Below are 15,157 nucleotides of genomic sequence, written 5' to 3'. Positions count from 1 at the left end.
CATAAGAAAGGCTAATGCCATTTATTATAAAGTGTATCAAGATTATCAAAGGAGAAAGGGTGTTATTAATGAGAACCCCAAGTAGATATTCAGTGTTGATTGCTTTATTAATATTGATTGGCATCACATCGTTTGTAGTTTTATGGAATATGATTCCTGCCAAAGGTATAGCCTTTATCTTACTGGTAATTGTATCAGTAGTTACTACTCTTTCGTTAATTGGAACAATACTTTCTGCAACAGAAATCTACAAGGCAAAGGATCTGAAACACAGAATAATAAATATAACTTGCTTAGTAGTATCACTCACAACTTTTTTGATACCTATCACCTTTAATTTGCTCCCTAACTTAAAGATGTAAGTTTATGAATGGAGTATTCATCAAACGGGTACTTATCCTGAATAAGAACTTGGTCCATCGACCAGCATAAAGGGGCTATGAATATGTTGAGTTATTATAGTAATCTTTCTTCAGGGGTATGCGATATAGATAAATACATTGGTCTTTCATTTGATGATGTGGAATTTTATAGTGACAGATTAGCTTCCTGTAAGGGGGAAATTCGTGAGCCGGGAGTTGGGACGGGTCGAGTGTAATCGGAATTTTATTTTACGGCCTACTTGTTGCTTTTAGAGGTGTTATATTATCTCTTCGATATAATGGTCATTTTATTGAAGAAAGAAGGGGAATAGAAGGGGATGTTTCTATATAATGCATGTTGCGATTTAAGAGGGATTTTAATATCGATACCTTACGTCAACTAGCTTTCTTCATAGCTATCACTGATGTAAGCAATGTATGCGAACCTATTTAAAAATTCTGCAAAAGCTATTGACAAAGCTGGGAAGCTCCTATAAAGTGATTATTAAATTAAAATGATATACAATTATTTCCTTATAAAGAGTCGGGGGAGGAATCTGGTCTTTTGATCCCGCAGCAACCTCATGTTAGAGATGAAGGTGCTAAGTCCAGCAGACAAATTGTCTGAAAGATGAGGGTAAATGATCATACCTAAGCCCTTGTCCTTTGAAGGATAAGGGCTTAAAATTTTTTTAATTATAAACCATACTATATTGATCGGAATACTTTAATTAAAAGGAGTGTGTTGCAGCTTGAGAAAATTAATCATATTCTCACTCGTTGGTTTTTTTGCCCAATTAATTGATGGATCGTTAGGAATGGCATTCGGTTTAACATCCTCGTCTTTACTACTAGCATATGGAGTAGCCCCTGCAATCGCATCAGCTTCCATTCATATGGCGGAGATTGCTACTACAGCGGCATCGGGGATTTCCCATTATAAATTTGGCAATGTCGATAAAGGAATTGTATTTCGCTTGATGATTCCTGGAATGATAAGTGCGTTTTGTGGGGCAGCTTTTTTAAGTAGTATACCTGGAGATTTGATTAAGCCTTATATTTCTGGCTTCTTGCTTCTCTTAGGGATATATATCCTCTTCCGTTTTTTAATAATAAAGACAGATACGGGATCGAATGGGAAGCATCGGCAATTGAAGCATCGTTTTTTATATCCTCTTGCTATGATTGCGGGTTTTTTTGATTCCGTAGGTGGTGGTGGCTGGGGGCCAATAAATACCCCTGTGCTCCTTTCCCGAAAAGGAGCAGTGCCTCGTAAGGTAATTGGTACGGTGGATACAAGCGAATTTGGTATTACTATTTCTGCTACGTTAGGCTTTGTAATGTTTTTAGGATGGGAGCAGATTAATTGGATTTGGGTGTTAGCGTTTGTCATTGGTGGCGTATTTGCAGCACCACTTGCTGCTTGGCTTGTTCGGAAAATCCCATCCTTTATCCTTGGCGTATTAGTAGGAGGTTTTATTATTCTAACAAATGCCAATACGATATTAACAGAGATAGCTGTTGCTTCTAATATAACTACAATTATTTATGCAATAATGATTATCGGTTGGATTATTTCGATTGTTACGGTGGTTCGAAGAAATAGCAAATCAGCCAATCAATTCCAAAATGCGGGATAGCAACCAAGATACCCACCGAGTAGGTTTTGGCGGGTATCTTAGTTTATTCCTCTTCCATCATTCCATAAGTGAAACTGTTTTCTAATGTGAACAATTTGTCCAATATGGTATGCGTTATGCATGGTTATATGCGCAATGGTTTCTTCCCAGTCATGGAGGTGTATCGATTCTTTCACTACGCTTTCCCATTCGGAGTATAGGCTGTCGATTTTTAAAAGCGCTGCATCCCAGGAATGATTTTCATTATTATGAAATGTTTCCTTGATTGTTTGTAATGGATGATCCTTGTCCTCCATTTGTTTAAAGCGGTTTAGATGTTTCTCGTTGTAGTAAATTAAATGATTGATAATCTCCCGAATACTATTGGTTTCATCCATGCTTATCTTGGAAGCATCTTCTTCTGTCAGGTCCTTCACTGCAGTTTGGAAGGACACAAACCAGCCATCCGTATCATGGACAGCCTTCAGCTGTAATAATAGTAATTCCTTTGGAGTCATTAAACGTACCTCCTTTTTTAGTATCATAACACATATTTGGAAGTTATCGGAAGATTTCAGCAATAGAAGTAGAATGATAAAGGCAAAGGAGGGGAGAGGAAGCAAAAGGTTACAAAAAATGAAAGGCATGAGTCCGATTTGATTGTGAACTCATGCCCAACAAATTTCCTAATCCGTGGAAAGTTGTACGAAGTATTAATTTACTATTTGAACTGGTAATTCTTTCACTCCAAACTCTAATGCATCATCTAAATCATTCATATAAACATCTAATCTATCTCCTGTAATTGCTCCACCCCTATCTTCGCAAGTAAATGTTTTGTCAAAATATGGTATGGAAATTTTGGTCCCAAAGGATAAGTCTGGCGGGCAAGCAACCGTTTGCCCTTCTTGTACTTCAGCGCCTGAAGCTGTTATACCATAACCAGGGTCACCTGGTTCTTTCCCTGTTGATTCATAGCCAGCTGTATAGGCTGTTACTGTATACGTTTCGCCCTTCACATCCGGAATGGTTAGCGTTTGACCAATAAATATTTTATCTGGATCGGTAATAGCAGGATTTGAATTAAGTAGTTCATCCACACTTACATTGTGATCCATTGAAATTTTTGATAGGGCATCTCCCGATTCAACTGTATACTTTCCACTAGCATGTGCTTCGGTAGAAAATAAAAATAAACCTAAGGTTAGTAATGTTACTAAAGTTATGTACTTCATCTTAATACCTCCATTAATTGTTTTAAAAACTGGAATGTTTTTATATGCTTTCGTATATCAATCTACTTTTCCAACGGACTTTAATAGAATTGAAAAATTGTAATCGAATTTTAATAGGGAATGTAGGTTCGGGTATCGATGATAAAAAGAGCTATTCCTAATAAGTGGTCCCGGTTTAGGTGAAGGTTCTAATTGCGGAAGTTAAGGGAAGGTGGTTATTATTATTTTTACTAAAAACAATAATAAAAAGGCATGAGCCCGGCGAACTTCCGGGCCCATGCTAATCAAATCTGATAAGAGATGCTGTAGAATCAGTTGAAAGCTTTTATGATGAGTTTGTATCATGGACGTACCAAATAAAGACGATTGATGAATATTTACCAATATCATAATCTAGAAGGTTAATTAGAAGAAATAGATCGATGTATTCGCTTAATTGTTTCCATATGTAATGCTTCATGGTAAAAGCTAAATAAAAATGCTTCACCAACCGTGTAAAACGTAACTCCTGCCTTGTTTGTAAATGGCGTTGGCAGCTTTTCATACAAACGCCCTTCAATAAAGGATTCTATCCTCGTTTTTTGTTCCGTCAAGACCTCAGCAATCTCTACAAATGAAGGTGGTGCTTCCTCCCAGTTTGCCGGTTTCGTTCCAGCAGCAAAAAAACGTCCAAAGTCTTTAGGAATGTTCATTTCTTCCTTTAAAAGACCAAAGACAAGCTTTTCTTGTATAAATGCGATATGTCCGAAGTTCCAACGAATATTATTGTTAAAACCTTTCGGAATAATGTCCGACGTTTCCTCTGGAATTTTCTTCATCGCCTGTTCGGTAATGCTGCGTACGGTTTCCATATGTTTAAAAATGGTTTGTTCCAAGAAAAACCCTCCCATATTCATGATCTCTGTTAGTCATTTCGTCATTATTATCCTTTTTTCCTGCTAGATAGTAAGAGATTATATCTATAGAGGACGGTATGATGATGAAATATTAAGAACTTTTCATTCGTCGCGATCGACGTTCCATTGCTTCATAGTAATCAAGCGTACATTCAATTCGTTGCAAGTATTTTTTTCGTTCGGCAATTTCTATTTCTACTTTTTCTTTATGGCTTTGAATCAGCTCTTTTCGATGATGGATGGTTTCTTCCCCTTGATGAAATAATTTTACGTATTGCTTAATATCGATAATAGGCATATTGGTAGATCGAAGTACCATAATAAACTGAATACATTCTAAATTCGTCTCATTATATACACGTACGCCATTTTTATCTCTTTCAATGACAGGAATTAAACCTTCTTTTTCATAATAGCGTAGTGTAGACGGGGACAGGTTAGTCATTTCTGATATTTCATTAATAGAATAATAGGTCATTATTATTTCTCCTTAAGGCATTATAGTTGCGTTAAAGTGTACTTTAACGGATATGATGAAGATGATCAACTATTAAACGTTAAGGGGGATAGAAATGAGTAACAAGATACTTGTTGTCGTAACCAGTTTTGAGAAGTATCCAGATCTAAACCGGGCAACTGGCCTATGGCTAGGTGAAGCGGTTCATTTTGTTAAAAAGGTAACAGAAGCGGGATATAAAGTAGATTACGTCAGTCCTAAGGGAGGATATACTCCAATTGATCCTCATAGTTTAGAAATGGCAGAACCGGTAGATTGGGATTGGTACCAAAACAAAACGTTTATGAACGAGTTAGGTTCTACCATGAAGCCCGAGGAAGTAAGACCTGATGACTATGCGGCTATTTATTTTACTGGTGGCCATGGGGTGGTATGGGATTTCCCTGAGAACCACGAGTTGCAAAAAATAAGTCAACAAATTTATAGAAATGGAGGAATTATTTCTTCCGTCTGTCATGGTGTAGCGGGGTTGCTTAATATAAAGAATGAAAAAAATGAATTTCTCATTAAAGATAAAAAGGTAACAGGTTTTTCCAATGAAGAAGAAAAACTAGCTGGAGTAGATGAATATGTCCCATTTCTTACCGAAGATGAAATTGTCAAACGCGGGGCTAACTATCACAAGGCAGAAAAAGCCTATGATGCGTATGCTATAGAAGATGGGAGAATAATAACTGGCCAAAATCCTGCGTCAAGTGAAGACGTGGCAGTTCTTGTATTAAATCAGTTAAAGAACGGGTAAATATCTATTGGAATATTTCATTTTATAAGGAGGATGAAGATGAAACAACAGCAACTTATTTTACATGAACGACCGAATGGTTTACCAGATGATAACACTTTTCAATTTAAAGAGGTAGCAGTAGGAGAGCCTAAAGAAAATCAGTTGTTATTAAAGACATTATATGTGTCTGTAGATCCCTATATGAGAGGGAGAATGTCTGACGGGCCATCCTATATTGAGCCTTTCCAAGTAGGTGCTCCTTTGAATGGAGGTATTGTGTCTCAAGTGGTGGAATCGAGGAGTGAATCGTTTGAAAAAGGTGATATTGTAACTGGGCAGCTCGATTTTCAAGCGTACCATGTTGTTGAGCCAAAACAGGTTCGTAAAGTAGACACTTCTGGTTTAAGTCCGAGCACGGCGCTGGGACCGCTTGGGATGCCAGGATTAACTGCTTATTTCGGAATGATGCATATTGGTGAACCGAAAGAAGGAGAAACGGTAGTCATTTCGGGTGCTGCAGGGGCAGTTGGCCAGGTGGCAGGTCAGCTTGCGAAACAAGCAGGTGCGCATGTTATTGGCATCGTTGGTTCAAAAGAGAAGGCTGACTATATAACTAAAACATTGGGATTTGAAGGTGCTGTTGAGTATAAGCAAGGAAATGTTTATAAACAATTAAAGGCAGCCTGCCCGAATGGCATCGATGTGTATTTTGAGAATGTAGGTGGAGAAATCTCTGATGCAGTCTGGCCGTTGTTAAACACTTTTGCGCGTGTACCCGTTTGTGGTGCTATTTCATCCTACAATTTAAAAGCAGGCGAAAAGGATATCGGTATTCGCGTACAACAGTATCTGATTAAAGCAAGGGCTAAGTTACAAGGCTTTCTCGTAGCAGATTATGCGAGCCATTATAAAGAGGCTTATCAAGTTTTAGGCAATGGCATATCAAAAGGTGCAATAAAGTATGAGGAAACCATCCATGAAGGATTCCACGCAATTCCTGATGCGTTTCTTGGATTGTTTTCGGGACAAAACATTGGGAAACAGCTTATAAAAGTGGCAGATGCTGAATAAAACACCAATACTTGCCTTAAAGAATAATGATAATGGAGGTTTGTAAATATGGCGGATTGGAAAGGTAAGTCCATCGTAATTACAGGAGCAAGTAGTGGAATTGGTGAAGCGACAGCGGAACGTTTTGTTAAAGAAGGTGCAAATGTTGTTTTAGCAGCAAGAAGAGAAGATAGACTAGCTGAGATTCAAAGCCGCTTACAACCTTATGCTGGGGAGGTAAAGATAAAAGCAACGGATGTTACTTCCCAGCAAGAAGTAGAAGCGTTAATACAATATGCCATTCGTGAACATAATCAAGTAGATGTGTTGTTTAATAATGCCGGTTTAATGCCACTTAGTTTCATGAAGAATACGAAGGTGGATGAGTGGGATCGAATGATTGATGTAAATATTAAAGGTGTGCTGTATGGAATAGCAGCTGTCCTACCACATATGCTAGAGCGAAATGAAGGTCATATTCTCACCACATCTTCTATTGCGGGACATGAAGTAATGCCTTCTGGAGCTGTATATTGTGGAACTAAATTTGCTGCGCGTGTAATTATGGAAGGTTTGGGCAAGGAGATAGCAAAAAGCAATGTCCGTACGACTACCATTTCCCCAGGTGTGGTTGAAACAGAACTTACCAATACGATTACAGACCTAGAAGTTCAAGAAATGATGAAACAAGGTTTTGGTGAAGGAATGGTTCCTCTTGAAAGCTCGGATATAGGAGAAGCTGTCTTTTATGCTGTAAACCAACCACAAAATGTCGATGTGGGTGAAATCATTGTTAAGCCAACAAATCAACAATAATTAAATAGTAGTGATAGGAAGCAGGCACATAAAACGTGCTTGCTTTTTTTCTTTTTTAAGGAAAAAACGCTCTTACTTTTGTAATTCCAGGCAAAAAGGATACAATAGCTGTGAAAGGAGTTTATGCATGACTACGAACTATGAAATACCAGAAAACATTACAAAATTAGTAAGTACGTATAAACGGAATCAAGATTCTTACAATGAATTAATTCGTAATGGCGGCTATCTACCGCCAAATCAAGAATTATTGATAGATGCGATTACAGCATTAAGCATGAGAAAGAATATCTTATTAAAAGGACCAACTGGAGCAGGAAAGACAAAATTTGCTGAAACACTCTCTAGTCTTTTTCAACAGCCGATGTTTAATGTTAATTGCTCTGTAGACTTGGACGCTGAGAGTCTATTAGGGTTTAAGACCCTTGCTTATGAGGGAGATAAACAAGTAATTGACTTTGTACCTGGGCCAGTAATTAATGCAATGCAACATGGCACCTTCTTATATATTGATGAAATTAACATGGCCAAACCAGAGACGTTGCCATTAATTAATGGTGTGCTTGATTACCGAAGAACGATTACCAATCCATTTACGAATGAGATTGTAACCGCAAATGAAGGGTTTAATGTAATTGCAGCAATTAATGAGGGGTATGTAGGCACGGTCCCATTAAATGAAGCACTGAAAAATCGGTTTGTGGTAATTGAGATTCCATATATTGAAGGAGAACAGCTGAAGCAATTAATAGAAACGAATACACAATTAAAAGACAGAAAAACCATTGACTTATTTGTTAAATTATCAAGTGATTTAATTCAAGCAGTCTACCAAGGCAAGGTAGCTGAAGATGCTGCTTCCATTCGTGCTTTATTGGATGCTTGTGATTTGAGCACGTTTATTCCAGCAAGACGCGCGATACAACGAGCGATCATTGATAAACTAGATGAAGATCGCGAACGTGAATTTGTATTGAACTTAACGGAAACCCTTTTCTAGATAGGAGAATGAGTATGTATCGTTTTCATGATTCGAAAGTAGATACGAATTTATTTCGACAGTTACAAGACCTTACTACTGTACTCTCAGGTAATTCAGAGTTAACGTTTGAATACAGTTTTGGGTCGTATATGGATTTAGTCGACATGAAAGTGACAGCAAGTAGGACATGGGATACGGTTCAAGCAGATATGCAAGCAGCTGGCCTAAAAACCGATGTATTGCTACGAACGATTGGGTCATTTCGATATGCAAACATACCAGCAATGAAAGACTTTCTGGAGATAGCAGGTGAATCTTCATTACCAAAATTCGCTACTCAATTATTTGCTTTGTTTGAAGATATTCGGTTAGAAGAAACGATTAAACAAGAACGACCTGGTACACGGCGGTTATTTGAAGTACGAAAAAACTATTATCGGCATAAATTTGAAAATGAGCGAGCTGCTCATGTAACGAGGGGGCTGCCACTAGATGAATTGTTTTGCTTAATTTATTTAACACTTCAATCGAATCGTCCAGACCCGAGTTTTCCTGGAGCAACCGACGAGCAACTTGAGCAATTAAAAAAGTTGAACACCCTCATTTATTCCGTATTTGAAGCAAGAAACACGTATCAGATTTCGCAAATTGCGGCAACTATTGTTACCCAATTACAACAATTATACAAGGATACTGTTCATCAGTATTTTGTGTTTCCAATTATGCATATTGATAATTATGAGAAAAACACCCTATTCGATGAGTTAACGCGCACAGATGAGCTAGCAAATGATGATAAAGAAGAACTAAATGAGGATAAGAATGAGTATATTGACGAACAGTTCTCTACATGGCATAGGGAAAATGAAAATAGTGATCGGAAGCAAACCTTTCTCCAATTTGAACTGGAAGTTGGTACAAAAACAAATGTTTTGGGAAATGGAGCCAGGGAAACCGAAGATGGGGATCAAGCAATGGGTACGATTCAAGGATCGTCTGGACAAACTAACAATAATGATTATTCGGATTTAGAATCACTAGATAAGCAAGAGACGAAGCAAGGAAGCAGCGGAGAAAATAGATACGGAGAAGAAAATAAAGATGCTGTTAAACTGGAAAAAGAAGCAGATCCGCCAACAAAAGAACAGATGGATTTATATCACGAGTATATGCTTGAGGTTGAGCCGTTTAAACGAAAATTATCCAATGTGATAAAGAAAACAATCGAGCATAAGGTGAATGCTCCGAGAAAAGATTTGATGGTTGGTAGACTATCCAAAAAATTATTACCAATCGTACTTGATGAAAAACCACGTCTGTTTTATAAAAAAAACCAAGAATCGAAAGAGTTTGATGCCGCATTTACATTATTAGTAGACTGTTCTGCTTCGATGCAAGGTAAGATGGAGGAAACGAAACGTGGGATTGTATTATTTCATGAGGTTTTAACCTCCTTCCATATTCCTCATTCCATTGTTGGTTTTTGGGAAGATGCAATGGAAGTGAAGGAGCATTATCAACCGAATTATGTCCACCGAATTCACTCGTTTTCTGACTCTTTCTATGAATCTCAGGGGGCGAAAATGATGCAATTGGAACCCCGGGAAGACAATCGTGATGGATTCAGTATTCGGGTAGCAACAGAAGAATTAGAGAAGCGCCGTGAAAAGAATAAGTTTTTACTTGTTTTTTCAGATGGCGAACCTGCTGCTGCGAATTATAATCAAAATGGGATAGTCGATACAAACCTTGCTGTACTTGAAGCTCGTAAGAAAGGAATAGAGGTAATTGGGATATTTCTTGCTGATGGTGCAGTAGATGAATCAGAAGACCAGTTAATGCGTAATATTTATGGGAAAGAGCGGGTTATTGTACCTAGTGTTTCAGAACTTCCAGAGCATTTTGCTCCGTTATTGAAAAAGTTATTATTAAAGGTTATTTGATCATTTAATGATTACCAACGAAAGTGAAGTGGAAAAATGAACCTCCAAATCCGAGAGGTGAGTAAAGATAATTGGAAGACGATCGCTTGCCTGTCTGTTAGTCAAGAGCAAGAAGCGTTTATCGAAAGCAATTCATTCTCGATATTACAATCTATCTTTGAGGAAGAATGGTATTCCGTAGGATTGTATGTTGACGATAAAGCAATTGGATATGCGATGTATGGAGAGGATAAGGACAGCGGTGATATTTGGCTTGATCGTTTTATGGTGGATAGGCATGCTCAAGGCAACGGATATGCAGCAAAACTATTGCCTAAACTATTATCGCTTATTGAAAAGCAGTATGATTATCCAGCTCATATTTATTTGAGTGTCACATCAGATAATATTCACGCACAACAGTTTTATAGGAAATTCGGTTTTCGTTTTAATGGGGAACAAGATAATAATGGTCTGATTCACGGAATGATAATGGTCCGATATAATCAGTCATAAACTATAACGTTCTGGTTTTCGATTTTTTTCGGAGCCTGAACGTTTTACGTATTGTTGGAAGCATTCATCTTTTCGCTGAAAATCCGACAGGAATCCGTTTTTTGCTAAAAAGTTGTAATAATATGGAATCTTATTAGCAATCATTTACAAAAATAATAGATTTTTATCTGATTCTGCGATAAAATTGAGGAAATATTTGAAATTATGATAACTGAGATACAGAAAAGGGATGTAGCGGATGACATATCGTAGCAACGTGTTTAAATTTCTTTTTTCCACGGAGGATCATTTATTTCGAATAAAGAAAGCAGAGAAATTACATAATCTGTGGAAAATGAATAGTCTACTTCTATTGAGCGCAGTCATCTTATATGCGTGGATGGCGTATTTGGGAATAGGAACAAATTTTCTTTCCAATGGCGCTGTAGGGCTCACCCCGCTGGAATATGAACAACAGAAGTTCTGGTTCTTAATAGGAAGGGTCCTATACGCCTTATTAATTGCGGCCTTTATATTATTTATTCCTTCGTTGATTTATTATGCTATTACAGGTATCCCTTATCAAAAACTAGTAATCTTGCAACAAGTGGTACTACTAGTTATGTTATTGGAGCGGTTGATTTGGATTCCCCTTGCCCTTTTTAATGGCTTGGACTGGTACGTTTCCCCATTGTCTTTGGGTATTATTGCTTCCTACTTATTCGATCATGCTTATCCTATTTACTTTTTTGGAGCAATTTCATTGTTCCAAATTTGGATAATTTGGTTTCAAGTTACGTTTATAGGTTATTTATCAGAAATAAAAAAGCGATGGCTATGGGTAATTATCGTCGGATTACATATTTTTTATTGGGCACTTGCCGCTTTATTAGCATTTGCTGATCAATACATCATAAATGGGTGGTTTGGGTAATGCGAAAATATAAAAAGCGTTTCCTGCAAGCAGCAGTTATCTTATTTATTGGTTTGAACTTTATTCTAGTCTATATCGATAAGGAAGAAAAGGTTGATCGAATTGCCTATATATCGGAGTGGTCAAAGGCTTTTCAAACAGATTTAGAAGAAAACCTTCATACTTCAGGAGTCTTAACAGCAGTGGATGAGAATTATGTGTACTTTGATGAACAGGCAGGGAGTTTTGCTGAGTTTTTAGTTGAAAAGGGGGACCAAGTAACTAACGGTGACCCCCTGTTTTCTTATACAGTAGATAATTATTATGAAGCCGAATCGCAGTTACTACAAGCAATCACGCAACTAGAAGGCGAAATAACAGCAATTCAACAAGCTATTTCGCAAATGAATGCTGTCCAAATTCCGCAGACGAATACAGAAGCCCCGCCATCTTTAGAAATTACCGAAGAAGAAATACAAGTAGAATTTCCGCAAGACCCAATACAAGCTGCAATTGTGAAGGAGCAATACCTTGTTGAGAAAGAGAAAGAGCTGGCTCAAAAAAATGCTGCATTAACGAGCATGGAAGACCAGTTAACAGAACTTCAATCAACTGGAGATACGATCACAGTAGAAAGTCCATATTCAGGAAGTGTAGCTGCCATTTCACCAGAATTAAAAGACCCTATTATGATAATCGAAAGTCAAGAACTGCAAGCAGAAGGGGAATTATCTGAACAAGATCGAGCAGCAATCGAAACTGGTCAGCCCGTAGAAATAGAAGTAGTTGAGAAGGATATTCATTTACAAGGAACGATTGAACAGGTAAGTGATAAGCCAAAAGATACACCTACTGTAAATGATGCTAGTATTTATCCGTTCATTGTAAGCTTACAAGATGATGGTCATGATAGTCGAACAACAGAAGCTACACTACCATCAGACGAATCAGCAGATGAAACCCTGCCTACTGAAGGTGGAGATACCCAGGATAACCAAACAGACCTCCCAGAAAAAGAAGTAGACAAAGAAAACAACGTTGATCAGCAGTTGCCAGAAGAAACAAATTTGTTACCTGGTTATCATACGAGACTAGTGATTACAACGAAGTCATCTATGCAAGCGACTGCCCTTTTTGAAGAGATGGTTCATCAAAATACAGTATGGAAAATGACAAATGAAGGGAAGATTGTGGAACAGCAAATCGAATCAGGGATTTTGATGAATAAAATGCTTGAGATAACTTCCGGTGTCCAACCTAATGAATGGGTGGCGGGAAATCCTGAGAGTCAACTTCGTAATCAAGCTGCTTTTATTACACCGTTAAAATGGGGTAATGGGTTTAGAAGCACAATAAACCCTAAGGAAATAAAATGGTACGAACCACTCCTTACTGGATTGGTATCAAGGTAAAAAGAAATCGGTTCATTGCCGATTTCTTTCTGTTATAATGATGAAACATTCGTAGTTTTATCGTATATATTCGATTGTCGAGAGTGAGAAATAACATTAATAATGGCACCACTCATAAAAATCATACCCGTTAGAAAGAACCAAATCATAAGAATGATAATTCCACCTAAGCTACCATAAGTTGCGGAGTAGTTACTGAAATTGCTAATATAGAAAGAGAATCCGAACGAAATAAATTGCCAAAGAATACTAGCTGTAATAGCTCCTGGTAAGATATGTGTAAAAGGAAGCTGTTTATTTGGTGCAAATCGATACAAAATAAGTAAAAAGCCAGTTAAGATGGTTAGACTTATTAACCAACGTAAAGTCTGGAATAAAATTCCCATCCCAAGGGAAAATCCAAGTAATGAATCCAAAAATTGTAGTATAACATCTCCGAATACAGGAACGATAATAGCGATGACTAATGCAGCAATCATGCTTAAGGTTAGTCCAAGTGCAATTAGACGTATGAAGGCAGCGTTTCTTGTCTCTTTGATTTCATAAGCTTCATTACTTGCCTTAATAAAAGCGTTCATAGCTGCCGATGCGGACCATAAAGCCCCAATAATACCAATTGTTAATATACCACCATGTGGTGTTTCAACAAGGTTTATAATATTATCTTCTAAAATGGAAGCTAGTTCATTTGGCAATGCCGTTTCAATAAAGGTAACTGCATCATGGGGGTTAATATTAAAATAGGGTATTAACGAAAAACATACTAAAAATAGCGGGACGATAGATAACAGAAAATAATAGGCTAATCCAGCTGATAACAAAGGTACATTGTCCGTTTTAAATTTTGACCGGAATAATCGAGTATACGCTTTTAATTTTGACATATTTAATCCTCCAGGATAGGGTTTGTTATGGTATACCCGACTCAAAGAGGCTTTAATCATTGAAAGGCTTGAAACGTTTTATTCCCAATGACAAGTGGTATAATGCAAGTATAGAAAGGGGGAGTTATTCATGGAAGAAATATTATATATAGCTATCATTATCGTTGCTATTGCTTTTGCTTTAACTGCAATCTACATAGCCTTTGTATTACATCGTGTATCAAAATTATTAAGATCAGTTGGAATTACATTAGGAGAATTGGAACAGGAAATGCAGCAGATAACTCCGGAATTAAAGGAGAGTTTACACCAAACAAATCAAATGCTTGATGACATAGACGATAAACTAAAGGCAACCGATTCTGTGTTTGATACTATTGATAACATGGGCAATTCTGTAAGTAATGTGAATCAAGCCATCAGAAAAAATAGCGACAAACTAACAGATGTTGAAATGGCAGAGAAAACTAAACCTTATATTGAAGGAATTCGTTGGTCGGAGGCTGCTACGTATTTATATAACAAGTGGAAGAAACGGACAACCAACGGGGATAAAAGGCAAGAAGTAAATACACCTATCGCAGGAAGTAATCATATTAGGAGAGAGGGATAATTATGTTAACAGGAATTGGAGTACTATTAATTGGCATTGCTTGTTTGGTTATTGCCGTTTTTATTGCTCATGTGTTGAATAATTTAGCAGGGGTACTTAGAGGTGTGGAGAAGACGGTTAATCAGCTACCTGACCAAATGAATTCCATTTTTAGTGAAACTAGCGGGCTGATCAAAGAAAGTAATCATACATTAGCTGATATTAATGATAAAATGAAACAGTTAAGTCCGTTATTCTATATTGTCAGTGATGTTGGGAATGTTACACGAAAGTTTTCTTCTTCTTTAGTAAACGTAACCGATACATTGAAAACCAAAACGGGAGATACGAAGGACGTTGCTAATAAGAATAATGCAGGTGGTTTATATGGCACGTTTGCTCTTGGTTACTATTGGTTGCAAAAAAAGAGACAGCAAAAGAAGAATCAACATGAAGGGGCACCAGTAAATGGCGAGGATAATAAGTAGGAATGTCGGTTCTATTTCCGCAGGAACGATTATAGGAATTGCTGCTGGTTGGGCATCTAAGAGTTATGTGAAAAGGCGCAATCAACGAGATGAAAACAGGTCGCTGGTTGAAACAATAAAACGCTTCGAACGAAGATTATATGAAGCTGGGCATATTCGTGCAAAGAAAATCGACCAGCTTAAGACCGATATTAATAAAAAGATATCATTATAAATAGCCAGATGGAAGGCATATACTTATCGTATATGC

General features: G+C 37.4%; 18 protein-coding genes and 1 riboswitch. Of the genes, 13 read left to right on the top strand and 5 right to left on the bottom strand.

The features are described 5' to 3' along the window. The first annotated feature begins 445 nt into the window (after positions 1-445). Positions 446-598 carry a hypothetical protein gene (locus BN990_RS22095; protein WP_021292665.1) on the top strand — a complete coding sequence of 51 codons (153 nt, stop codon included), beginning with the start codon at positions 446-448 and terminating at the stop codon, positions 596-598. A 295-nt stretch (positions 599-893) separates the two neighbouring features. Continuing rightward, positions 894-1,000: riboswitch (SAM riboswitch) on the top strand. A gap of 114 nt (positions 1,001-1,114) precedes the next feature. Further along, on the top strand, positions 1,115-2,002 hold the full coding sequence (locus tag BN990_RS17775) for a sulfite exporter TauE/SafE family protein (protein WP_021292664.1): 888 nt from the start codon (positions 1,115-1,117) through the stop codon (positions 2,000-2,002). Positions 2,003-2,040: 38 nt separating this feature from the next. Here BN990_RS17775 and BN990_RS17770 read toward each other — a convergent pair whose 3' ends face one another. The 4 genes from BN990_RS17770 to BN990_RS17755 all read right to left on the bottom strand — a co-directional run bounded on the left by BN990_RS17770 (position 2,041) and on the right by BN990_RS17755 (position 4,590). Next, positions 2,041-2,499 (bottom strand): DinB family protein, encoded by a 459-nt coding sequence (locus BN990_RS17770; protein WP_021292663.1) that lies wholly within the window; start codon positions 2,497-2,499, stop codon positions 2,041-2,043. Between the two features lie 195 nt (positions 2,500-2,694). Next, the gene (locus BN990_RS17765) at positions 2,695-3,216 is read right to left on the bottom strand and encodes a LysM peptidoglycan-binding domain-containing protein (protein ID WP_021292662.1); all 522 of its coding nucleotides are present in this window, start codon (positions 3,214-3,216) and stop codon (positions 2,695-2,697) included. A gap of 401 nt (positions 3,217-3,617) precedes the next feature. Then, on the bottom strand, positions 3,618-4,091 hold the full coding sequence (locus BN990_RS17760; protein ID WP_021292661.1) for a DinB family protein: 474 nt from the start codon (positions 4,089-4,091) through the stop codon (positions 3,618-3,620). Positions 4,092-4,203: 112 nt separating this feature from the next. Beyond that, positions 4,204-4,590, bottom strand: a complete 387-nt coding sequence (locus BN990_RS17755; RefSeq protein ID WP_021292660.1) for a MerR family transcriptional regulator — start codon at positions 4,588-4,590, stop codon at positions 4,204-4,206. A gap of 94 nt (positions 4,591-4,684) precedes the next feature. Here BN990_RS17755 and BN990_RS17750 point away from each other — a divergent pair, with 94 nt between their 5' ends. The 8 genes from BN990_RS17750 (at position 4,685) to BN990_RS17715 (ending at position 12,943) form a co-directional block, all read left to right on the top strand. Continuing rightward, positions 4,685-5,371, top strand: a complete 687-nt coding sequence (locus BN990_RS17750) for a type 1 glutamine amidotransferase domain-containing protein (RefSeq protein ID WP_021292659.1) — start codon at positions 4,685-4,687, stop codon at positions 5,369-5,371. Between the two features lie 39 nt (positions 5,372-5,410). Then, positions 5,411-6,424, top strand: a complete 1,014-nt coding sequence (locus BN990_RS17745) for an NADP-dependent oxidoreductase (protein WP_021292658.1) — start codon at positions 5,411-5,413, stop codon at positions 6,422-6,424. Between the two features lie 48 nt (positions 6,425-6,472). After that, the gene (locus BN990_RS17740) at positions 6,473-7,219 is read left to right on the top strand and encodes an SDR family oxidoreductase (protein ID WP_021292657.1); all 747 of its coding nucleotides are present in this window, start codon (positions 6,473-6,475) and stop codon (positions 7,217-7,219) included. 127 nt (positions 7,220-7,346) lie between these two features. Further along, entirely contained in the window at positions 7,347-8,219 is an 873-nt protein-coding gene (locus BN990_RS17735; protein ID WP_021292656.1) for an ATP-binding protein, read from the top strand. Between the two features lie 8 nt (positions 8,220-8,227). Further along, complete coding sequence (locus tag BN990_RS17730) at positions 8,228-10,144, top strand: vWA domain-containing protein (protein WP_238323684.1); 1,917 nt, start codon at positions 8,228-8,230, stop codon at positions 10,142-10,144. Between the two features lie 57 nt (positions 10,145-10,201). Further along, the gene (locus BN990_RS17725; RefSeq protein ID WP_238323683.1) at positions 10,202-10,639 is read left to right on the top strand and encodes a GNAT family N-acetyltransferase; all 438 of its coding nucleotides are present in this window, start codon (positions 10,202-10,204) and stop codon (positions 10,637-10,639) included. A 238-nt stretch (positions 10,640-10,877) separates the two neighbouring features. Continuing rightward, on the top strand, positions 10,878-11,552 hold the full coding sequence (locus BN990_RS17720) for a hypothetical protein (RefSeq protein WP_021292653.1): 675 nt from the start codon (positions 10,878-10,880) through the stop codon (positions 11,550-11,552). Beyond that, complete coding sequence (locus BN990_RS17715; protein ID WP_021292652.1) at positions 11,552-12,943, top strand: efflux RND transporter periplasmic adaptor subunit; 1,392 nt, start codon at positions 11,552-11,554, stop codon at positions 12,941-12,943. Before BN990_RS17720 ends, BN990_RS17715 begins: the two co-directional genes overlap by 1 nt. A gap of 32 nt (positions 12,944-12,975) precedes the next feature. Here the strand turns inward: BN990_RS17715 and BN990_RS17710 are convergent, their stop codons facing one another. Beyond that, the gene (locus tag BN990_RS17710; protein WP_038245905.1) at positions 12,976-13,827 is read right to left on the bottom strand and encodes a YihY/virulence factor BrkB family protein; all 852 of its coding nucleotides are present in this window, start codon (positions 13,825-13,827) and stop codon (positions 12,976-12,978) included. Between the two features lie 130 nt (positions 13,828-13,957). On the opposite strand from BN990_RS17710, the gene BN990_RS17705 reads away from it, so the two are divergent. Genes BN990_RS17705 through BN990_RS17695 form a run of 3 tightly spaced genes read left to right on the top strand, consistent with a single transcriptional unit; the run spans position 13,958 to position 15,121 of the window. Continuing rightward, on the top strand, positions 13,958-14,440 hold the full coding sequence (locus BN990_RS17705) for a DUF948 domain-containing protein (RefSeq protein ID WP_021292650.1): 483 nt from the start codon (positions 13,958-13,960) through the stop codon (positions 14,438-14,440). A 2-nt stretch (positions 14,441-14,442) separates the two neighbouring features. Then, positions 14,443-14,907, top strand: a complete 465-nt coding sequence (locus BN990_RS17700; protein ID WP_021292649.1) for a DUF948 domain-containing protein — start codon at positions 14,443-14,445, stop codon at positions 14,905-14,907. Beyond that, positions 14,888-15,121 (top strand): hypothetical protein, encoded by a 234-nt coding sequence (locus tag BN990_RS17695; RefSeq protein ID WP_038245902.1) that lies wholly within the window; start codon positions 14,888-14,890, stop codon positions 15,119-15,121. The genes BN990_RS17700 and BN990_RS17695 overlap by 20 nt, the downstream gene beginning before the upstream one ends. Positions 15,122-15,157 lie beyond the last annotated feature (36 nt).

Source organism: Virgibacillus salexigens, assembly GCF_000723585.1.
Taxonomy (GTDB): Bacteria; Bacillota; Bacilli; order Bacillales; family Amphibacillaceae; genus Virgibacillus; species Virgibacillus salexigens.
The sequence above is the reverse complement of the archived record's forward strand: the minus strand, read 5'-3'. Positions and strand labels throughout refer to the sequence as shown.